The organism is Arsukibacterium sp., from assembly GCF_033721375.1.
Lineage (GTDB): Bacteria > Pseudomonadota > Gammaproteobacteria > Enterobacterales > Alteromonadaceae > Alishewanella.
Window position 1 is genome coordinate 104,453 of the sequence record NZ_JAWWAP010000008.1, and the last position, 21,875, is coordinate 126,327.

The window sequence follows — 21,875 nt, forward strand, 5'->3', positions numbered from 1 at the left end:
TATGGCGCGCAGTATATCAAAACGCCGGCCACTCAGGCCTGATCCAGATTAATAAACCGCGCCATTTCGCCGTCGCTGAGCTGCAGAACTTCTGCCAGCGCCGGGCTGATAACTAATGTTTGGCTATGCTCATCAAAACGGGCGGTTTTACCAAAGCTGGCCCTAAAATCCTGTACAGCGGTATTGGCCACCGCCAGGGTGTATTCACCCTGCGCCTGCTCCGCGCTCGCAGCCACTTTTACCGGCACTTTTCTGCTGGCAGCAACGGATTTAATCTGATGCAGTGGTGCTTCGACGGTTGGACCGGCGTCAAACAAATCAATATAACCGCGATGGCTGAAGCCTTCTTTTTCCAGCATCCGCAGCGCCGGTTTGGTGTTTTCATGCACTTGACCAATCACCGCCTGAGCACTTTCTGGCAGCAAGCCAACATAAATAGGATGGCGCGGCATCAGTTCGGCAATAAAGGCTTTTTTACCAACGCCAATCAGCTGGTCGGCCTTTGGAAAATCAATGGTTAAAAACAGCTTTTGCAGCCAGTTCCAGAACGGCGGCTGGCCGTCTTTATCAGCAGCACCGCGCATTTCCGCGATAACTTTGCTGGCAAAACGGTGTGGGTGCTCGGCCATAAATAAAAACCGCACCTTGGATAAAAACCGCCCGGCATGGTTGCGCCGGTAGCTTTCCCGCAAAAACAAGGTACAAATTTCTGAAGCGCCGGTGTAATCGTTACACAGGGTCAGGGTTGTCAGCTGGTTCATCACGTTCAGCTCAGCACTGTGATGAATAACCGTGTTTTGCTGAAAGTGATAAAGCGGAGTTTGCAGGCCTACCGCTGCTTCGATGCCGGTGGTACCAACAATTTCGCCGCTATCGGTATCTTCCAGCACAAACAAATAACCCTGATCGCCAGCTTCAGTAACGTCGGCGTTAAAGCTCTGCTCGGCATGTTTAATTTTCTGATTTAAGCGGCCATCGTGCACCGGCAATGAGGTAAAGCCATGGCCGGATTCTATAGCAATTTGCTTTAATGCCGCAAAATCAGCGGAGGTAATAGGCCTGATAACCAGCATAATTTACGCCTGCTTTGCCGGTGTTGCGGCCACAACCTGAGCAATCGCCTGCTCAAATCGGGCCATGCCGGCAATTATGTCGGCATCCGGAATAACTAACGACGGTGCAAAACGCACTACATTCATGCCGGCAACCAGGGTCATGACCCCATGCTCAGCACCGGCCAGCATTATTTCCCGGGCTTTACCGGCATAATCGGCTGTTAATACCGCACCAATTAATAAGCCCATACCACGCACTTCACTAAATATATGGTACTTATCGTTAATCCGCTGTAATTCCTGTTTAAACAGCGCAGCTTTGCTATGCACGCCGTTAAGTACTGCAGGTGTATTGACGGTATCTACTGCTGCCAGAGCCACGGCACAGGCCAGTGGGTTACCACCGTAGGTAGAACCATGCGTGCCCACCACTAAGTGTTTGGCTATGTCGGTGGTGGTTAACATGGCGCCAATCGGGAAGCCACCACCGAGCGCTTTAGCTGTGGTTAAAATATCAGGTGTTACGCCATAAGCCATATAAGCATACAGTTCGCCGGTGCGGCCGACGCCGGTTTGCACTTCATCAAAAATCAGCAGCGCATTGTGCTTATCGCACAGCTCACGCACGCCTTTAATAAACTCATTAGTGGCAGGTACGACACCGCCCTCGCCCTGCATTGGCTCGACCATTACCGCACAGGTATTGGCATTGATTAATGCTTTTAAGCTGTCCAGGTTATTAAATTCCGCGTGGGTAATGCCCTCAGGCTTAGGGCCAAAACCATCTGAATAGGCTGGCTGACCGCCAACGGTGACGGTAAAGAAGGTACGGCCGTGGAAACCCTGCTTAAAAGAGATGATCTGATCTTTATGCTCGCCATATTTGTCTTTAGCATAACGACGGGCCAGCTTTAATGCCGCTTCGTTCGCTTCGGCGCCCGAGTTGGCAAAATAGACTTTTTCCGCAAAGGTATTATCAACCAGCGCTTTGGCCAGCAACAATGCCGGCTCGTTGGTTAAAACGTTTGATAAATGCCACAGTTTGTCGGCCTGCTCTTTTAACGCAGTGACTAAGGCCGGATGACAATGCCCCAGACAGTTAACGGCAATACCACCAGCAAAATCGATATATTCTTTACCGGCCTGATCCCATAACTTAGAACCCTGGCCTTTTACCGGAATAATCTGCGCCGGCGCATAGTTAGGCACCATCACTTCATCAAACAAACTTCTGCTTACTACCATTTTTTAACCTCTGTCAGCTAAGGCCCCGTTATTGTCATTCGTTGGTTGGGGCTGAAACAATGCCACTATTATATTGGCGGCCCTCGACAATGTGCAGTATCATTATTAACAATTTAACAGGTAAACACGTCATTTTGACGGAAGGATTTAGCAAAATGCCAGAAAACCCCCTTAAAAGTGGTAGCAGAAGCAGCATTAGTAAAGAAGATGAAAAGTTATTGGCGGTATTACAACACAATGCCCGGGCCAGCATTTCTGATCTGGCCCGGCAGCTCAGCGTATCGCGCTCGACGGTGCAAACCCGTTTGCAGAAACTGGAATTAAGCGGGGTGATTAAAGGCTACACTGTCGAGTATGGTGATGCCTATCTGGCCACGCTGGTTGCAGCGCATGTCAGTATTAAAGTGCGCCAGAAACTAACCGCCCGCACCAATATAGAGCTAAAACAAATACCCCAGGTGGCGGCACTGTATGCTATCAGTGGCGAATACGACTTAATTGCCATAGTACAGGCGCAAAATACCGAGCAGCTCAGTCATATTCTGGACGATATCGGTAACCTGGAGGGGGTTGAGCGCACCACGTCGTCGGTTATTCTGGAAACCAAGTTCAAGCGCTAAGGAGCCACTTCATGTCAACGTTGCAAACTCAGGTCAGCCTGCGCGAGGCCTTTTTATACTGGCTGAAGCTGGGTTTTATCAGCTTTGGTGGCCCGGCCGGTCAGCTGACCATGATGCATCAGGAGCTGGTGGAAAAGCGCCGCTGGCTCTCTGAGCAACGGTTTTTGCACGCACTGAATTACACCATGTTGCTACCCGGGCCGGAAGCACAGCAACTGGCGACTTATATCGGCTGGCTGCTGCATGGTAAACACGGCGCTTTTATCGCAGGGGGTCTGTTTATTCTACCCTCATTCTTTATTTTGTCGTTACTGGCCTGGTTGTATCTGGCGCATGGCGATGTAGCGCTGCTGCAAGGGGTGCTGTATGGCATTAAACCGGCTGTTACTGCCATTGTACTGTTTGCAGCCTGGCGGCTGGCCAAGAAAACCCTGCACAGCCCCGCTCTGATGCTGCTGGCACTGTTGGCCTTAGTGGCCATTGCCGGCTTTGATTTGCCCTTTCCGCTGATTATTTTAACTGCTGCGCTTACAGGGTGGATTTTGCTGAAGTGGTTTCCAGCCCAGCTTAACGCGCCATCGACTCAACACCTGACAACAGCGCATGCAGCCAATGCAACACAAACTGCCGCTGTTATTAATGACGACAGTGCATCGCCTGCAGCACAGCGCTTTAGCTGGCGCAAACTGATCATTGCAGTAGCGACCGGCGTTGTTTTCTGGCTGGTGGCAATTGGCCTGCTTACCGCGGTTTATGGCTGGCACAGCACCCAAACCCAACTGGCCTGGTTCTTTACTAAGGCTGCGCTGCTGACCTTTGGTGGTGCCTATGCGGTATTGCCCTATGTGTATCAGGCTGCAGTAGAGCAATACCAGTGGCTTACTGCACTGCAAATGATAGATGGCCTGGCGCTGGGTGAAAGTACGCCGGGGCCACTGATTATGGTTGTCACCTTTGTCGGCTTTGTCGCGGGCTGGAGTCAGCAATTATTTGGCCCCGACAGCCTGGTGCAGGCCGGATTTATCGCCGCAGCTATCGTCACCTTTTTTACTTTTCTGCCATCGTTTTTATTTATTATTGCCGGCGCGCCGCTGGTCGAAGCCAGCCGGCAGCAAGCCGCGTTTACCGGGCCGCTGATGGCGATTACCGCCGCTGTAGTTGGTGTTATTGTTAATCTGGCGCTGTTTTTTGGCTATCACGTGCTGTGGCCGGAGGGCTTCAGTGCCCGGTTTGATATGACCGCCTCAGTATTAGGTCTGCTCGCCGGCCTGGCATTATTTAAATTTAAGCAAAGTATTCTGCGGGTGCTGGCAGCCGCGGCCATCGCCGGCATGCTGCTTAGCCTGCTTTAATCGCGGAGCAAGGTAACCGTTGGCTGACGCTTTTGCTGCCACAGTGTTGGCACTCCTTTCAGATAGTCAATCATTGCCGCCGCCGCCACTTTGCAGTCGTTGCCTGCCACCTTACACGGCAGGCCATCAGCTTGTTGGTAATGCGACACAAACGCCTGCTGGCCACTGCTATCGGTAATAGCTTCTACCCGGTTAACCGGGTAAATGGCCAGTTGCTGCTGCTCAATAATGACGTCAATCCGATCTGTGCTTTTTTGCTGTACCTGTTGCAGCCGTTGCCAGCCATCGTTGCCATTGGCCAGGTAACTGGTGGTGGCCAGGCTGTAGTTGGCTTCGGGCTCAATATCCTGCCAGCGCTCGCCATTACGCCATTGCAACTGCTCAAGCACTGCCTTGTCGTTGGCGTTCTCGCGGGCGATATAGCGCAGATGGCTGCTATACGGAAACTTTCCGGCATGAGCCCCCTCTGGCAAGGTGGCACTGATCACCTGCTGCAGTAATTCAGCAAGCTCAGCGCCGGTTAGCGTCAGAATACTCAGCGGGGTATCAAAGGGTAAAACTTCCAGGCGGATATGGCCTTCATAAATGGCGCCTGCTGCCAGATCTGCGCGGATATTACCGGCACCTATTAAGGTGAAATCAACCTGACGGCCGGTTTTAGCCCGCACCGCCGGCTGGTTCAGCCAGTAATGCATCGCATCGGTAATATGACCGGCCAGCACCGAACCATGCTGATCGCTACCACCAGTACCCGGCAACCGGACATGCGGTATAGTGTGCTCAGTAACACTGATTTGCTCTCCATACGCCTTTTTTACTGCCGGCAGGTAGACATCATTTAATACCTGACGAATTTCCGGATGCTCTGCAGTAATCGCCGTATGTTTTAGCTGGCTAATATAACTTTCAGTTTTAGCCTGCGCATCTTCAGCGATTCTGCTATCTTCCGTGCGCAGCGCCAGCTGAAAGTAATCCCGGCTGGCCAGTAAGGTATTTTCACCGTCGCACTGGCGCAACCGGCCAGCATTATCAAATTGCAGAGTGGCCGCGCCCACTGCCTGGGCAAACTGGCCGGCCTGAACAATGCATGTCTGGCCAGCGCCGTCCGGATTAGCAATAAGCTCAGCATAAGGCGGCTGTTGCCCCAGATACCAGTGCCTGAAATCACCCAGCAGACTATGGGAATGGCCGCCGACAATCACATCAATACCATTAACCTGCTGCGCCAGGGTTAAATCGCGCTGATGCCCCAGGTGGGTTAAGGCAATAATATGGTTAATGCCCTGCGTCTGCAGATCATCCACTGTTGCCTGAGCTGAAGCCACTTCAGCAGCAAATACCAGCTCGCCGGTGCCCGGCACCATGCTGCGCATATCTTCCAATGCCAAACCAAATACCGCCAGCACGGTTTTCCCGCCGGCTTCGCCAATGCTACCAACCGGAACAAGTTTGGCACCATCAACCACAAATAGCTGATAGCTTTTTAAGTTACTGACAGCTGCTAACGCCGGCTCGGGCCGGGTGTCGACATTGGCGGCCAGCAGCGGAAAATTAATATTGGCTGCAAAATCAGCAAGCTTGGCCAGGCCGATATCAAATTCGTGGTTGCCTAGCGCCATCGCATCCAGGCCCATCCGGTTTAAAATATCGATATTGATTTTCTGTTCAAACAACTCGAAATAAGCACTGCCTTTAAAAGCATCGCCACCGTGCAAAAATAATGACGCAACGCCACTGGCTGTTGCCGCGGCCTGTAACTGCTGTGCTTTACTCAGCAGCCGTGGATGGCCGCCAATAAAAGTGTATAGCGGTTTGCCGTCGGGGCCTTGAACGCTGGCCGGGGTCGGATCAAACTGAGAATGGGTGTCGTTGATATGAACCAGGGTAAGGCGTAAGCCACTATTCTGACTGGCGCTGGTTTTAGCGGCATTCTGGCTGACGCATCCCGCAGTTACACCGGCAACTGACAATGCCAACACCAGCACCGCAACACGTTGGGAAAACAACATAAACAGGTCCGTTTTGCAAAAACTGATAATGGCGCTTACCTTAAGCACAAATACCCGCAAGCTCAAGCAAAAAAAGACAGCTGCCTTTAATGCCAGGCCACCTGACTGCGGCCTTGCTGTTTCGCGCGGTACAGGGCTTCATCAGCCCGTTCAAATAAACTGCGGAAACTGTCACCCTGCTGCAGCGAGGCAACGCCAAAACTGGCAGATACTGTTAACTGCTCTGCCAATTCAATCTGTTGAAAACGTTCAATGATCCGATTGCCGATGGCTACCACGGCCTCTTTGCGGGTATTGGGTAGAATGACCACAAATTCATCACCGCCATAACGGCCAATAACATCGGCTGGTCTGAGTATTTGCTGGGCCTGCTGACAAGCCTGCAGCAGCACCTGATCACCGGTACTGTGGCCATAATTGTCGTTAATTTGCTTAAAATGATCGATATCAAACACCATCAGACACAGTGGCTCGCTCTGCTGCAAACTGCGACTGATTTCCAGTTCAGCGCGCTGCTGCAGGTAGTCGCGCGAGGCGACCCGGGTAAGGCTGTCAGTCGAGGCCACTAACCGAAGCTGACTATTCGAGGCCATCAGCGCAGGCACTGCCAGCCCGAATAAGGCATTAGCCGCTATTACGTTAATCGCAAACTGATACACCATCACATAATCCATCAGTGCCAATAAATTCACCAATAAAGCAATGGCAAAGCTGCTGAGGGCAACACTTAAGGTGGTATAAAAAGCGGATTCCGTGCAGGCAATCCACATATGTGGGATCACCAGAAAAAATATAGCGAAGGCGCTTTCGGGCGTATCAGCGTAGTTGGCCAGCAACATGGCCAGGCACAGCAACACCAGGTTCAACACTAATTTATAAACATAGAAACGGCTGGCAATGCGCTGAGCCGGCCCGACAAACTGGCTGAGTGATATACCAGTTGACGGGTAAAGGGTACTTATCACAGCAGCAAATAACGGGGCTAACACGATTACCCCGGCCATATCACCCACCCAGAACGGTAACCAGGTTGCACTGATCGCGCTAACAGGCATCATACCGGCAACCACTAACGCGACGATAACACTGAAGGTGGTAACAAGGGCACTGCCGGCCGCCAGTAAAATAAAACCGATAACAAACAATGGCAGAGTACATTGTGAAGCGTTAGCCAGTTTACGCAACAACTGGCTGCCCAGATAATAGGGTAAAATATGGCCCAGGCCGAACAGCAGCCCGCCCTGCAATGTCTGCCAGTTGTTAAGTTGCAACTGATAATAATGGACAGCCCAGAAGGTAATACAGACGCACGCCACTACCAGCACAGGAATAATCCGCAGGCCGATAATATACAGTGCAGCAAAAGTTAAGCCGGCAGCAGGAAACCAGACACTGGCGTGTTCGGTGTACTCTACCAGTAGCCCGAGCATCCATACCATGAGCCACAGAATACACAACAAACTGTGACGCAGCAGCACTGAACCGGAGAGCCCCTGCCAAAAGGCGGGCACATTATTGGCTTGGTAAGGCATAAGCAAATTATTGTTATAGTTTTACCAAAGCTTACTGCGCTTTACAGCGCGGCGCGAATTTTTTCTGCAATTGCCTCGATTTTTTTCATATCACCTTTTTCGGCGCCATGGCGCTTTAGTTCGGTCAGGTGAGCCGGGATTAGGTGGAAATGTAAATGTGGCACCGATTGACCGGCACCTTCACCGTTTAATTGCATCAGCACCACGCCCTCGACGCCCAGCTCAGATTTTTGCGCTGCCATCACTTTCTGTACCGTGGTCATGGTATGGGTAAGCTTGTCTGCCGGGATATCCAGCAACGTCGTCGCGTCATATTTGGGGATCACCAGGGCATGGCCATCAGCCTGCGGCATAATGTCCATAAAGGCCAGAGTGTAGTCGTCTTCAAACAATTTAATACTGGGTATTTCACCACGCAGAATTTTGGCAAAAATATTATTGGTATCGTAGCTCATGCAATGCTCCTTGTTGCGGGCTGAACCGGCTGGCGATTCAGCAATATTCGGTTAATTATGCCAGTAACGAACGCAAAAAGACCAGATTACGGTATATGAATACAAATAAAACGCGGGCTGGAACCCCGTTTTGGTCGCCACAGAGTGTCTGAGCGAGCGCTCAAGCGCGAACGAGTTGCTGTGGCGAGCCAAGGCGGGTGTTGCAGCAAAGCGTTTTAACTAACTATATATTTTGCGTGAAACTGAATATGCTGCTCAATAAAACTGGCGATAAAGTAATAGCTGTGATCATAACCCTCTTGCAGCCGGATTTGCACATTTGCGCCGCTTTGTTCCGCTGCTTTTTTTAAGCTGTCTGTCTGCAATTGCTGCGGATAAAAATTATCCAGCGTACCCTGATCAACCAGAATAGGTATGGCTTTCTGGGTCTTCGCTAACAGCACAGAGGCGTCGTAATGTACCCACTGGCTTTTATCATCGCCTAAATAGCCACTAAAAGCTTTGATACCCCAGGGGCTATTGACAGGATTACAAATTGGCGAGAATGCTGATATTGAGCGGTAGCGCTCAGGGTTTCGCAAGCCAATAACCAGCGCCCCATGGCCCCCCATCGAATGACCACTGATAGCGCGTACAGCTGACAGTGGCAGTTCGGCTTCAACCAGCGCCGGCAGCTCACTGACGATATAGTCATACATCTGGTAGTGCTTGCTAAAAGGTTCGCGGGTGGCATTAACGTAAAAACCGGCGCCTAAGCCAAAATCGTAAGCGCCTTCATCGTCATCCGGTACACCCTCGCCCCGCGGGCTGGTATCGGGAATAATCAGGGCTATACCCAGCTCTGCTGCTGCCCGCTGGGCGCCTGCTTTAGCTGAAAAATTTTCATCGTTGCAAGTCAGCCCCGACAGCCAGTACAGCGCCGGTACTTTGCCGGATTGTGCCTGGGGCGGCAGAAATACCGAAAACTGCATTTCGCAGTGGGTTACCGCTGACTGATGAGTAAACCGGATTTGTTTACCGCCAAAGCAAAGTTGTTCACTTTGCTTAACTAAATCTATTTGAGGCATGAAGATACCACCTTAATTGAATAGGATGGATTAGAACCCCGTTCTGGTTGCCACAGAGTGTCTGAGCGAGCGCGCAAGCGCGAACGAGTTGCTGTGGCAAGCCAGGGCGGGCGTTGTAATACGTCCTACCTAAGATCAACTTAAAAGTGAATTACAGTCCGGATCGACTTACCTTCGTGCATTAAATCAAAGGCCTCGTTAATCCGCTCCAATGGCATAGTATGGGTAATAAAAGTATCCAGCTCAAATTCGCCATTTAAATAACGCTCAACATAATCCGGCAATTCGCTGCGACCTTTTACCCCGCCAAAGGCCGTACCGCGCCATACCCTGCCTGTTACCAACTGAAATGGCCGGGTTGAAATTTCCTGCCCGGCCCCCGCCACACCAATAATAACCGACTCGCCCCAGCCTTTATGACAGCACTCGAGCGCAGAGCGCATCACGTTAACATTACCAATACATTCAAACGAGAAATCGACACCGCCGTCAGTCATCTCAACGATAACCTCCTGAATAGGCTTATCGAACTTCTTCGGGTTAACCACGTCAGTGGCGCCGAGTTTTTTGGCAATATCAAATTTATCTTCATTAATATCAATCGCAATAATCCGGCCGGCCTTAGCCATAACCGCGCCAATAATCGCGGATAAACCAATACCACCGAGCCCGAACACCGCTACCGTATCGCCAGCCTGTACTTTGGCCGTATTCATTACCGCGCCCATGCCGGTAGTCACACCACAGCCGAGCAGACAGACTTTTTCTAACGGCGCTTCTTTATTAATTTTCGCCAGCGAGATTTCCGGTAGTACCGTGTACTCAGAAAAGGTTGAGGTGCCCATATAGTGATAAATTGGCTTACCGTCTTTGGTGAAACGGGTAGTACCATCCGGCATCAGGCCCTTACCCTGGGTGGCCCGTATTGCCTGGCACAAATTGGTTTTACCTGATAAGCAGAACTTACATTTGCCGCATTCCGGGGTATACAGCGGAATAACATGATCGCCGACCACCACTGAGGTAACGCCCTCGCCCACCGCTTCAACAATACCACCGCCTTCGTGGCCTAAAATAGCCGGAAAAATACCTTCAGGGTCTTCGCCTGACAACGTAAAAGCATCGGTATGGCAGACGCCGGTCGCGATAATTTTTACCAGCACTTCGCCTTTTTGGGGTGGCATCAAATCCACTTCTTCAATCGACAATGGCTGGCCTGGGCCCCAGGCGACGGCAGCACGGGTTTTGATCATATTCATAAGGTATCCTTTAACTACTTGGCGATTTTTATATTAATAATGACAACTATAACGCGTTTTTGATTTTTTCCATATCAGCACCAATGAGCTACAATGCAAATCAGTTTTTCATATTTGTAATAGTTGGTCAGTACGCAGCTTGCGTTGCAACGCCCGCCCTGGCTTGCCACAGCAACTCACTCGCGCTGGCACGCTCGCTCAGACACTCTGTGGCAACCAAAACGGGGTTCCAACCGCTGCTTTAATCTGGCGTAATAAGCAGCCTTTCTTCGCCGAAGCACATTTAGAAAAGGCAGGTTTATTTGAAACATTGGACCGGGATTAGTGAGTTTGTTGCAGTAGCCGAACAGCAGAGTTTTACCAAAGCCGCGAAGCAGCTGGATATTTCGGTGGCACAGGTTAGCCGTAATATTGCTGAACTGGAAGCAAGCCTTGCAATTAAATTGCTGTATCGCAGTACCCGCAGCGTCAGCTTAACCGAAGAAGGTACTCTGTATTTACAGCATTGCCGCCATCTGGTCAGTAGCCTGGAAGAAGCCAACCGTACCCTGGCCAATTTAAAGGCCACCCCTCGCGGTTTAATCAAACTTACTGCCCCGGTATTTTATGGGGAAACCCGCCTGGCACCGCTGTTACATGAATTTCTGCAGCAATACCCGGAAACAGAACTGGATTTACAGCTGTCTAATAACAAGCTCGACTTAGTTCAGGGTGGCTTTGACTTAGCTATCCGCCTGGGAACGCTGGAAAGCTCCAGCCTGATAGCCCGCAAGCTGGCCAGCCGTACCCAGTATGTGGTGGCCTCGCCCGCTTATCTGGCAAAACACGGCACACCGGTCACGATTAACGATCTGCCCCGCCATCACTGCTTAACCGGCACAGTTGCGCAGTGGCGGTTTGTCGAGCATGGTAAAGTCATCCAGTTTAAACCCCAGGGCAGAATTGTCTGTAACAGTGGTGTGGCCCTGCTGGACGCGGCTGAAAAAGGGTTGGGACTGGTCCAGTTACCTGATTATTACGTTAGTGAAAAACTGCGAAGTGGTGACTTGCTGGCGGTGCTGAACGAGTTACGCCAACCAGATGATGGCATTTGGGCTATATACCCGCAAAACCGCCATTTATCCGCCAAAGTGCGGGTACTGGTCGACTTTCTTGCTGCTAAACTGGGTTAACACCTATGCTGCAGCATCTATGCTTGTTGGTGTTGGCCTGGCATGTTAGCGTTTTCGGCATACTCCATTTTATTCAGAACCTGTGAGGTAAGCTTCCGATGACAACCCTGAAAATTGACTTAGTTTCTGATATTGCCTGTCCCTGGTGTGCCATTGGCTATGCCCGGTTGCAGCAGGCGCTCAGTTCATTGCCTGAGCTGAATACTGAGCTTGAGTGGCACGCTTTTGAACTGAACCCGGATAAAAATGCCCCCAAGGAGCCTATTTTGCCGGCGCTAAGCCGCAAATATGGCCGTTCAGAGCAAGAAATGCGTGAGGCGCAGGCCAATATGATGAATATTGCCGCTGAGCTTGGCCTTAACTTTACTAAGATGCAGCAACGTTTTACCTGTAATACCTTTGATGCCCACCGGCTGGTGAAGTGGGCGGCAACCCAAAATAAAGCGACAGAGATGAAACTGGCCCTGTTTGATGCCTATTTTGGCGAAGCAAAAGATGTGTCTGATCCGGCCGTGTTAGCCGGGTGCGCTGAGCAGGCTGGTCTGGATAAAACAGAAGCCAGCCGTATTCTGACAAGCGATGACTATGCCAATGATGTCAGCGAAGATATTGCTAACTTCCAGCAAGCCGGTATTTCATCGGTACCGGCTTTTATTATTAATAATAAATACCTGATTTCCGGTGCCCAGGAGCCAGCCCAACTGGCGCAGGCGCTGCAGCAGATCGCCAGCGAAAGCCAGTAAAAGTGTTAAAGCGCTTGCGCTGAACATACTACTGCAACGATTCAACTAACAGCGCTACGCCCTGGCCGCCGCCAATACACATGGTCAGCAGACCATAACGACCCTGGATCCGCTTCAGCTCGGCTAACAATTTAATGATCAGTATCGAACCGGTGGCGCCGACCGGATGGCCCAGCGCAATAGCGCCGCCATTCGGGTTTACTTTGGAACTGTCAAAACCTAGCGCCCGGCTTACCGCCAGCGCCTGAGCAGCAAAAGCTTCATTTGACTCAATAACATCCAAATCAGCTACTGTTAAACCGGTTTGCGCCAGCACCTGCTGCACCGCTGGGATTGGTCCCAGCCCCATTACCCCGGGCTCTACGCCGGCAAAAGCATAACCCAGCAAACGGGCCTTGGGCGTTAACCCGCGCTTATTGGCTTCGGCCATACTGGTCAGTACCATCGCAGCCGCACCATCATTTAAACCTGAAGCATTACCAGCGGTAACAATACCGTCTGCTTTAAATGCGGGTTTAAGTTTGGCTAAGCTCTCTGGGGTGGTGTCAGCGCGGATATGCTCATCACGGTCAAATGTCCGCTCAGTGCGGCCCTGCACTACCGTTAGCGGCACAATCTGGCTGTCAAAATAACCATGCTGCTGTGCCAGTGCAGCACGCTGCTGGCTTTGCAGCGCAAAGGCATCTAAATCACTACGGCTAAAGCCGTATTGCGCAGCAACTGTTTCGGCAGTCATTCCCATATGCCCACTGCCAAACGGATCGGTTAAAATACCCAGGGTCAGGTCTGTTGCGCTGGCGTGGCCCATTCGCAAACCACGACGAACATTCGGCAATAAATAAGCACCGTTGCTCATGCTTTCGGCACCGCCAGCGAGCGCTATTTTGCTTTGCCCCAACTGGATCATTTGTGCCGCCGATATTACCGCCTGCACCCCGGAGCCACACAACCGATTGACATTAAACGCCGCCGATGCTGCTGACATACCGCTATTTAGCGCAATATGTCGCGCCAGATACGCATCTGCAGGTCCGGTGGTAATAATATGGCCAAACACGGCATGGTCGATATCGGTAGCGGCCACCGCAGAGCGGTGAATTGCGGCGCTGGCCGCTGCAGTACCAAGCTCTGCCGGGCTTAAACTGGCCAGGCTACCAGCAACGCTACCAATAGCTGTGCGGGCACCGTCTAAGATCACTACTTCTGATAAATTCATGCTGATACCCCGGTTAGATTAGTAGCGGCCGTTTCGCTTTTGGCAGGCTTTTTACAATCAATTGGTAAGAGTTGTCTATCTGTCGTTTAATTTCATTTTCAGGCACGCTGCCATCAAGCAGCACGGTATTCCAGTGCTGCTTGTTCATATGATAACCAGGGGTAATTGCCGGGAAAATATCACGCAGCATAACGGCTTCAGCCGGGTCACACTTCAAATTTACCCGCGCTATTCCATCCTGCTCACTTAAAATGGCAAAAATTTTGCCTACTTTATAGACATAGACATCAGGGCCGAATGGGAAGTCCTCAACGCTTTGCAGTTGCATAAGGCAATGATCACGGCATTGTTGAAAGTTGAACATGAGACGCACTCCTTTAATTGAAAGGCAGGAGTCGGATTGCTCTAAGCTGACCGTTGAAGCCCTGGACGGGCGGACAAATACGTAGGGAACGTATTTGGACAGCCCGCTGGCCCGACGGGCAAGCAGCACGATGCTGCTTGCAAACGAGCCCCCAGGGATGGGGTTACGGCGTGTCAGCGTGCGCAAACCGACTTCTGCAGTAACCGGAGTCTTGGCCGTTTACTGCAGTACATTTCTATTGTTTAGTGTACTCCTCCAGCCACTCAAACACTTCACCGTACCAACGTACCCGGTTATCTTTATTTAAGATCCAGTGGTTTTCATCCGGGAAAATCACTAACCGCGAATCAATACCTTTACGTTGCAGGTTGGTAAAAGCACCTAAGCCCTGGGCATAAGGTACCCGGTAGTCTTTTAAACCGTGAATAACCAGCATCGGAGTTTGCCATTTATCGGCCAGCGCAGCCGGGTTAAATTTCTGATAATCAGAACCTGCGGCCCAGGCCGGGCCACCTAAATCGTACTCCGGGAACCACAGCTCTTCGGTGCTGCCATAAAAGCTTGGCATATCGTATAAACCGGCATGGTTCACCAGACATTTAAAACCGGTTGGCCAGTTACCGGCTATCCAGTTCATCATATAACCACCGTAAGATGCACCCAGGGCACAGGCGCGCTCACCGTCAATCCACGGCTGAGCCTTGACAATATATTCAAAGCCTTTTTTCAAATCTTCTAACGGTTTTCCGCCCCAGTCACGACTGATGGCATCGGTAAAAGCCTGACCATAACCGGTAGAGCCATGAAAATCGACCATCACTACGGCATAGCCTTTGGCGGCATACATCTGGGCATTCCAGCGCTCATTAAACATATTGCCGAAGCTACCTTGCGGGCCACCGTGGACTAAAAACGCCATCGGGTATTTTTTACCTGCAGTAAAATTCCACGGCTTGACCAGATAACCATATACGGTGGCATCGTTGGCGCCTTTAAAGCTGAATTGCTCATAGTCGCCAAACTGCACCTGATCGCGCCAGATAGCGTTAATATCAGTTAGTTGGGTTAACTGGCTGCCATCAGGGCTGATTTGAAATATTTCAGCGGGCATATCCAGCCGGTGATTGGTAAACACCAGTTTGTCACTGGCTACCTGTAAATTACCGGCATAGCCATTGCCATAGACTTTACGCACATCACCAAAACTGGTGTTGATGGCAAAAATACTGTACTGGCCCAAATCCTGCGCCGTAACATAGATTGTACGGTTATCGCTGCCAAACTGATAATCACTGACCGAGCGGTCAAACTCTGCCGCCAGCTCTTTGCGCTGTCCGGTCACCATATCCAGTAACATTAAGCCAAAACGATCCGCTTCGGCGCCCGGCTTAGTCATCGCCAGATAGGCCATAAACCGGCCATCTGCCGAAAATTTCGGTTTGGCGTCCCAGGCTTTATTGTCGGCAGTTAAATTAACCTTGTCACCACCATTAACCGATACCTGAAAAATATCGTAGTTGGTATGCCAGGCCTGATCTTTGCCGGGTGCCTTGGCACTGAACACCAGATGCTGGTTATCCGGGGTAAAAGCTACTTCGCTGATCCCGGCAATATCGGTATCCCAGTCGCTGATCAGGTTTTTGGCATCGGTGACCATGCCATTATTTTCGGCAACCGTCGCAATATGCAACTGACTGCGATAAGGCTCACGCCAGTGATCCCAGTGCCGCACCATCAGACCATCGTACACCAGCGCGCTGTCTTTGCGCTCTTTGTCAGCTGCTTTAGCATCGACGGTACATTGTAAGGTGGCGCAACCCGGCAATACCGCCAGCGACAAGGCCAGGCTTTTACCATCTGCCGAGACTTTAAAGCCTTCAACCGGCAGCGGTAAATCAGTTACCTGCAGTGCTTCGCCGCCATCTAATGGCAAGCGCCATAGCTGGCTGCTGCCACTGCGATCAGCAAGAAAATACAAGGCCTGGCCATCACTGCTAAAGGCTAGGGCCCGTTCACTGGCAGCGCTTTGGGTTAAGCGCTGCGCCGGGCTGTCCTGACGTAAGTCTCTTAAATAAATATCAGTGCTGGTATCGGCCGGCGCAAAACCGCCATTGGCCTGGGTATAAGCCAGATACCGGCCATCGTTTGATAAACTCATCGCCGTAATTTTATTAAACTGGTTCAGGTGCTCCACCGTTAACGGCGCCTTCGCTGCCAGTGGTGCTGCAGCTAAGGCGCTTAACAGCATCAGTGAGTATTTCATCGTTGCTCCCCTTCAGGATGATTTTAATTAAAGCAAAGCGCCGGTAATACCAGCGCGTTAATATCGTTATTATTTTGCTTTTAGTCTGGCATCCAGTTCAGCAATATTGGCTTTCCAGATTGCCGGGCCCTGTTTATGGACGTTATTACCGTTAGAGTCTACCGCGACCGTTACCGGCATGTCTTCTACTTCAAACTCGTAAATCGCTTCCATTCCTAAATCGGCAAAAGCCACTACCCGGGATTTTTTAATGGCTTTTGATACCAGATAAGCAGCACCGCCGACGGCCATTAAATATACCGCTTTATGTTTTTTAATGCTCTCTACCGTTAAATCACCGCGCTCGGATTTACCAATCATCCCAAGCAGGCCGGTTTGGGACAGCATCATTTCGGTAAACTTATCCATCCGGGTTGCCGTGGTCGGGCCGGCCGGGCCAACCACTTCATCACGCACCGCATCCACCGGACCGACGTAATAAATAAAACGGTTTTTAAGGTCAACTCCTTGTGGCATGCCTTCGCCTTTATTCAGCATATCGGCAATCCGTTTATGGGCGGCATCCCGGCCAGTCAGCATTTTACCGCTTAACAGCACCGTTTCGCCGGCCTGCCAGCTTTGCACATCAGCCGGGGTAATGGTATCCAGATTAACCCGCCGCACCTTTTCGCCCAGCTCCCAGGTAACCTGGGGCCAGTCTTCCAGTTTCGGCGGCTTAATATCTGCCGGACCAGTGCCATCTAAATGAAAATGCAAATGGCGGGTAGCAGCACAGTTGGGGATCATCACCACCGGTAAACTGGCAGCATGGGTGGGCACGCTGTTAATCTTTACATCGACTACTGTCGTTAAGCCGCCCAGGCCCTGCGCACCTATGCCCAGTTTATTGACTTTTTCATACAGCTCCAGCCGTAGTTTTTCATCCGCTGTTTCGGCGCCTTTAGCAATAAGCTCCTGAATATCAACCGGTTCCATCAGTGCTTCTTTGGCCAGCACTGCGGCTTTTTCGGCGGTACCGCCAATGCCTATGCCAAGCATACCCGGCGGACACCAGCCGGCACCCATTTTCGGCAGGGTTTCCAGCACCCAGTCAACAATGGAATCTGACGGATTAAGCATCGCCATCTTGGTTTTATTTTCTGAGCCACCGCCTTTGGCTGCAATCATTACTTCAACATGATGGCCGGCCACTAAATCGATATGAACCACTGATGGCGTGTTGTCTTTGGTATTTTTACGTGCGCCGGCAGGGTCTGCAACAATTGAGGCCCGCAGCGGGTTGTCCGGGTTCAGGTAAGCCCGACGGGTACCTTCGTCAACCATTTGCTGTACGGTCAGGTCGGTTTTATCCCATTTCACATCCATGCCAATTTTAACAAAACAGGTGACAATACCGGTGTCCTGACAAATCGGCCGGTGGCCTTCAGCCGACATCCGGGAGTTAATCAGAATTTGGGCAATGGCATCTTTCGCGGCCTGGTTCTGCTCTTTATGGTAAGCCTGCTCCAGCGCCTGAATAAAATCCAGCGGATGATAATAAGAGATATACTGCAACGCATCTTCAATACTCTCGATAAAGTCTTGTTGGCGAATTACCGTCATGCTTACTTTTCCTTTAAAGTCGAAACTGACTATTGTGACAATGGGTTAATACCGAAACCGGCTGTACCATTAACTATTGGCTACTGTGCTGGTATGATACCCCGCATCGAAAACAGCGGCTAGCCTTCTATGCAGCAGTATTTAATTCCACAAACCGCACCGGCGGATTTAGCCACCCTTTTTGGCCATTTTGCCAGCCAGCCCTGGGCAATGCTGCTCGACTCTGCGGCCGGCAGTCACCCTAACAGCCGCTACCAGATTATGGTTAGCCAGCCACTGGCGACCCTGACAGCGGGCAACGGCATCACTACGTTGCGGGACGAGCACGGCACTCATGATTACTCAGAAGACCCTTTTACCGTATTAAACTGCGCCTTAAAGCGCTATTTTCCAGAGCCGGTTGCCAGTGAACTGCCCTTTAGCGGCGGCGCGCTCGGCTATTTTGGTTATGATTTAGGCCGCTATCTGGAGCAGCTGCCAGAGCAAAGTGAGCATGATATTCAGCTGCCAGATATGGCGATAGGCTTATATAGTGCCGCACTGGTGCTGGATAAGCAGCTAAATCAGCTGTGGTGTGTTGATTATTACGGTGATGCCAAAGCCCATTGGCAAAAAATGCAGCATCAGCTGGCGCAATCGGTTCACTTTGTGCCCTTTTCGCTAACCGGCAACTGGCAGGCCAATCTCAGCCAGGCGCAATATAACGATCGCTTCGACAACATTCAGCAGCATTTATTAAATGGCAATTGCTATCAGATTAACTTAGCCCAGCGCTTTAGTGCCAGCTATCAGGGCGACGAGTGGCAAGCCTATCTGGCGTTACGACAGGCTAATGCCGCCCCTTTTTCTGCTTTTATCCGGCTGGAGCAAGGCGCCGTGCTGAGTATTTCACCCGAGCGTTTTTTGCAGTTAAAAAACCGCCAGGTTGAAACCAAACCGATTAAAGGTACCCGCCCGCGTCACAGCAAACCGGAGCTCGACCAGCAAGCCGCTGCAGAGCTGCAACAGGCCGAAAAAGACCGGGCTGAAAATGTGATGATTGTTGATCTGCTGCGAAATGATCTTGGTAAAGTATGCCGGGTTGGCAGTGTCGCGGTACCTGAGCTGTTTGCCATAGAAAGCTTTCCGGCTGTGCATCATTTAGTCAGTACTGTTACCGGCGAGCTGGCCTCGCAATATAGTGCCTGTGATTTACTGCGCGGAGCTTTTCCAGGCGGCTCTATTACCGGTGCCCCTAAAGTGGCGGCAATGCAGATTATTGAACAGCTTGAACCGCACCGCCGCTCAGTATATTGCGGCGCTATTGGCTATATTAATAATAACGGTGATATGGACACCAATATCGCGATACGCACGCTGGTTTGTAGTGAAAGTAACATCTACTGCTGGGCAGGTGGCGGCATTGTTGCCGACTCTGAAGCGGACAGTGAATACCAGGAAACTCTGGATAAGGTAAACAAAATATTGCCGGTACTGGTTAATCTTAATAAGTCAGCGGTTAATTCTCTGCCCCAAATGCAGGACACCGCCAATGCTGGCTGAGCACTTTAGCAGCCGTTTTATATTAACGCCTAATCCGGCAACCGCTGCCGGGCCGCTGCCGGCGGTAAAAGGCCCGGTGCCGTTAGCAAATAACGCCCGGAGCACCTCTTCGCATGCTGCGGTACTGGTGCCAGTTGTTGATTACGGTAACCAGCTGAAAGTGTTATTTACCCAACGGGCATTGCACCTGCGCCATCACCCGGGTCAAATCAGCTTTCCCGGCGGGCGGATGGAGCCTGGCGAAAGCAGCTACCAGGCTGCGCTGCGTGAGGCAGAAGAAGAAATAGGCCTGGCGCAGTCAGAAGTTAACTTGCTGGGCCGCTTACCGGCGCAGGACACCACGACCGGCTTTATTATTGAACCCTGGGTTGGCCTGCTTAAGCCGCAACGTGCGTTTCAGCTGCAGGTATCGGAAGTAGCGGCAGTATTTGAAGTACCGCTTAGTCACTTTTTACCAGAGCAAAACCGTCATCAGCTCTCGCTGACCTTGCGCGGTAAAACCCGGGATCTGCATTTTATGCCGTATCAGGATAAGTTTATCTGGGGCGCCACCGCCGCCATTATGCATCAGCTTTGTTTGCAACTGGCTTAATGTAAAGTTAAAGATACAGGTCAGGTTCGGCCATTTGGTAATACATTTGGTAATAACACCCGACCAGTTACCAGTTGGCTTACAGTCGTGGTCAGCTTCCGTTACAATGGCTGCAATTTCATAGAATAACCGATTAGAACCCTATTATGATTATCAGTGCTTTTGACATGTTCAGTATTGGCATTGGCCCTTCCAGTTCACACACTGTAGGCCCGATGCGCGCCGCCAAAAAATTTACCGATAACCTTAGTGATGCCGGGGTGCTTGATAAGGTTGCCAGCGTTAAAGTCGAACTGTATGGTTCGCTGGGCCAGACCGGCGTGGGCCATGGCACCGGCAAAGCGGTTATCCTCGGTTTATCAGGTTACTTACCGGAAACTATCGACCCCGACAGCATCGAAGGATTACTAAAACAGGTGCATGACAGCCAGCAACTGCAACTGGCACAAAATCATAGTGTAAAGTTTCCGCGCGAAGGCGCCATTGTGTTTCACCGGCGCAAAACGTTAAAAGAGCACTCCAACGGCATGGAGCTGGTGGCATTTGACAGCAGCAAAAATGAATTACTGCGCGAAGTGTACTTCTCAATTGGTGGCGGCTTTATTGTGAAGGCAGAAGATTTCGCCAAAGAAAAAGAAGCCGCCAGTCAGTTTGCCGCCGATAATCCGCCGCCATTCCCGTTCGAATCCGGCACCGAACTGTTAGCTTTATGCAAAGAAAATGGCTTGTCGATTTCTGGTTTAATGCTGGAAAATGAAAAAGTACTGCGTAAACCTGCTCAGATTGAAAGTGAGCTGAATAATATCTGGTTAACGATGCGGGCCTGTATTGAACGCGGTATTAAAACCGAAGGTATTCTGCCCGGCGGTTTAAAAGTAAAACGGCGGGCGCCCGCTTTATACAAACGGCTGATGTCAGAGAAAAGCAACGACCCACTGCAGGTCATGGACTGGGTTAATTTATTTGCGCTGGCCGTAAATGAAGAAAACGCCGCCGGTGGCCGGGTGGTCACTGCCCCTACTAACGGTGCTGCCGGCATTATTCCGGCGGTGCTGATGTATTATGATAAATTTATTCAGCCAGTCAGCCCGGAAATTGCCACCCGCTACCTGCTGACAGCTGCCGCTATTGGCATTTTATATAAGAAAAATGCCTCTATCTCCGGTGCAGAAGTCGGTTGTCAGGGCGAGGTGGGCGTAGCCTGCTCAATGGCGGCGGCGGCCTTAACTGAAATTCAGGGTGGTACCCCGCTGCACGTTGAAAATGCGGCTGAAATTGGCATGGAGCACAACCTGGGCTTAACCTGCGATCCGGTTGGTGGCCTGGTGCAAGTGCCCTGTATTGAGCGTAATGCCATGGGTTCAATTAAAGCGATTAATGCTTCCCGCCTGGCTCTTCGTGGTAGTGGCGATCAGAAAGTGTCATTAGATAAAGTGATTAAAACCATGTGGGACACCGGGCGCGATATGCAAACCAAGTACAAAGAAACCTCACGCGGCGGCCTGGCGGTAAATATTATCGAATGTTAACCGGGTTCAGAGAACAGTAGCGGATCGTCTGGTTCGCTACTGGTTGCTCCAGCCTGATAGTCAGCAATTATCTGCTCAGCCTGCTCAGTGTCTTCATCCTGCACCAGGATAGTGGCGATACCCAGCGGTGCCACATCGCCTACCGCACCTTGCAGATAGTGGCCGCCAACATGGGCCTCTATACCAAAAGACTGCAGCATACCAGCGACAATATGGGCTTCGAGAATATCGTTAGCATTAAAAATAATTTTCATATTT

The 21,875-nt window shown here is 51.0% G+C and carries 19 protein-coding genes; 7 read left to right on the forward strand and 12 right to left on the reverse strand.

Going from position 1 to position 21,875, the window contains the following annotated elements:
- Positions 1 to 32 precede the first annotated feature (32 nt).
- Together astA and R3187_RS13625 are read right to left on the reverse strand one after the other, a co-directional pair.
- The gene (gene astA / locus R3187_RS13620) at positions 33 to 1,073 is read right to left on the reverse strand and encodes an arginine N-succinyltransferase (RefSeq protein WP_318967606.1); all 1,041 of its coding nucleotides are present in this window, start codon (positions 1,071 to 1,073) and stop codon (positions 33 to 35) included.
- A gap of 3 nt (positions 1,074 to 1,076) precedes the next feature.
- Positions 1,077 to 2,300 (reverse strand): aspartate aminotransferase family protein, encoded by a 1,224-nt coding sequence (locus R3187_RS13625; protein ID WP_318967607.1) that lies wholly within the window; start codon positions 2,298 to 2,300, stop codon positions 1,077 to 1,079.
- 155 nt (positions 2,301 to 2,455) lie between these two features.
- Between R3187_RS13625 and R3187_RS13630 the strand changes: the two genes are divergently transcribed.
- Together R3187_RS13630 and chrA are read left to right on the forward strand one after the other, a co-directional pair.
- Positions 2,456 to 2,920, forward strand: coding sequence for an Lrp/AsnC family transcriptional regulator (locus R3187_RS13630; protein ID WP_318967608.1), 465 nt, complete (start codon positions 2,456 to 2,458; stop codon positions 2,918 to 2,920).
- 11 nt (positions 2,921 to 2,931) lie between these two features.
- Positions 2,932 to 4,272 carry a chromate efflux transporter gene (gene chrA / locus R3187_RS13635; RefSeq protein ID WP_318967609.1) on the forward strand — a complete coding sequence of 447 codons (1,341 nt, stop codon included), beginning with the start codon at positions 2,932 to 2,934 and terminating at the stop codon, positions 4,270 to 4,272.
- Here the strand turns inward: chrA and R3187_RS13640 are convergent.
- From R3187_RS13640 to R3187_RS13660, 5 genes are all read right to left on the reverse strand, one after another.
- Positions 4,269 to 6,281 (reverse strand): bifunctional metallophosphatase/5'-nucleotidase, encoded by a 2,013-nt coding sequence (locus R3187_RS13640; protein ID WP_318967610.1) that lies wholly within the window; start codon positions 6,279 to 6,281, stop codon positions 4,269 to 4,271. The two genes, chrA and R3187_RS13640, sit on opposite strands and share 4 nt — an antisense overlap.
- 86 nt (positions 6,282 to 6,367) lie before the next feature.
- On the reverse strand, positions 6,368 to 7,792 hold the full coding sequence (locus tag R3187_RS13645; RefSeq protein WP_318967611.1) for a diguanylate cyclase: 1,425 nt from the start codon (positions 7,790 to 7,792) through the stop codon (positions 6,368 to 6,370).
- 62 nt (positions 7,793 to 7,854) lie between these two features.
- Positions 7,855 to 8,268 (reverse strand): HIT family protein, encoded by a 414-nt coding sequence (locus R3187_RS13650; protein WP_318967612.1) that lies wholly within the window; start codon positions 8,266 to 8,268, stop codon positions 7,855 to 7,857.
- Between the two features lie 215 nt (positions 8,269 to 8,483).
- Positions 8,484 to 9,335, reverse strand: coding sequence for an S-formylglutathione hydrolase (fghA, locus tag R3187_RS13655; protein WP_318967613.1), 852 nt, complete (start codon positions 9,333 to 9,335; stop codon positions 8,484 to 8,486).
- 140 nt (positions 9,336 to 9,475) lie between these two features.
- Positions 9,476 to 10,588, reverse strand: a complete 1,113-nt coding sequence (locus R3187_RS13660; protein WP_318967760.1) for an S-(hydroxymethyl)glutathione dehydrogenase/class III alcohol dehydrogenase — start codon at positions 10,586 to 10,588, stop codon at positions 9,476 to 9,478.
- A gap of 308 nt (positions 10,589 to 10,896) precedes the next feature.
- On the opposite strand from R3187_RS13660, the gene R3187_RS13665 reads away from it, so the two are divergent.
- Positions 10,897 to 11,766, forward strand: coding sequence for a LysR family transcriptional regulator (locus R3187_RS13665; protein ID WP_318967614.1), 870 nt, complete (start codon positions 10,897 to 10,899; stop codon positions 11,764 to 11,766).
- Positions 11,767 to 11,864: 98 nt separating this feature from the next.
- Entirely contained in the window at positions 11,865 to 12,509 is a 645-nt protein-coding gene (locus R3187_RS13670) for a DsbA family oxidoreductase (protein WP_318967615.1), read from the forward strand.
- Positions 12,510 to 12,537: 28 nt separating this feature from the next.
- Here the strand turns inward: R3187_RS13670 and bktB are convergent, their stop codons facing one another.
- The 4 genes from bktB to R3187_RS13690 form a co-directional block, all read right to left on the reverse strand.
- On the reverse strand, positions 12,538 to 13,725 hold the full coding sequence (bktB, locus tag R3187_RS13675) for a beta-ketothiolase BktB (protein ID WP_318967616.1): 1,188 nt from the start codon (positions 13,723 to 13,725) through the stop codon (positions 12,538 to 12,540).
- Positions 13,726 to 13,738: 13 nt separating this feature from the next.
- Positions 13,739 to 14,089 (reverse strand): MmcQ/YjbR family DNA-binding protein, encoded by a 351-nt coding sequence (locus R3187_RS13680; protein ID WP_318967617.1) that lies wholly within the window; start codon positions 14,087 to 14,089, stop codon positions 13,739 to 13,741.
- A 235-nt stretch (positions 14,090 to 14,324) separates the two neighbouring features.
- Entirely contained in the window at positions 14,325 to 16,352 is a 2,028-nt protein-coding gene (locus R3187_RS13685) for a S9 family peptidase (RefSeq protein ID WP_318967618.1), read from the reverse strand.
- 69 nt (positions 16,353 to 16,421) lie between these two features.
- On the reverse strand, positions 16,422 to 17,954 hold the full coding sequence (locus R3187_RS13690; RefSeq protein ID WP_318967619.1) for a fumarate hydratase: 1,533 nt from the start codon (positions 17,952 to 17,954) through the stop codon (positions 16,422 to 16,424).
- Positions 17,955 to 18,083: 129 nt separating this feature from the next.
- Here R3187_RS13690 and pabB point away from each other — a divergent pair, with 129 nt between their 5' ends.
- From pabB to R3187_RS13705, 3 genes are all read left to right on the forward strand, one after another.
- A complete protein-coding gene (gene pabB, locus R3187_RS13695) occupies positions 18,084 to 19,496 on the forward strand; it encodes an aminodeoxychorismate synthase component I (protein WP_318967620.1) in 1,413 nt (470 codons plus the stop codon).
- A complete protein-coding gene (locus tag R3187_RS13700) occupies positions 19,486 to 20,088 on the forward strand; it encodes a CoA pyrophosphatase (RefSeq protein WP_318967621.1) in 603 nt (200 codons plus the stop codon). Before pabB ends, R3187_RS13700 begins: the two co-directional genes overlap by 11 nt.
- A 146-nt stretch (positions 20,089 to 20,234) precedes the next feature.
- Positions 20,235 to 21,617 (forward strand): L-serine ammonia-lyase, encoded by a 1,383-nt coding sequence (locus tag R3187_RS13705; protein WP_318967622.1) that lies wholly within the window; start codon positions 20,235 to 20,237, stop codon positions 21,615 to 21,617.
- Here the strand turns inward: R3187_RS13705 and R3187_RS13710 are convergent.
- Positions 21,614 to 21,871, reverse strand: coding sequence for a DUF2007 domain-containing protein (locus R3187_RS13710; RefSeq protein ID WP_318967623.1), 258 nt, complete (start codon positions 21,869 to 21,871; stop codon positions 21,614 to 21,616). The genes R3187_RS13705 and R3187_RS13710 overlap by 4 nt on opposite strands.
- Positions 21,872 to 21,875 lie beyond the last annotated feature (4 nt).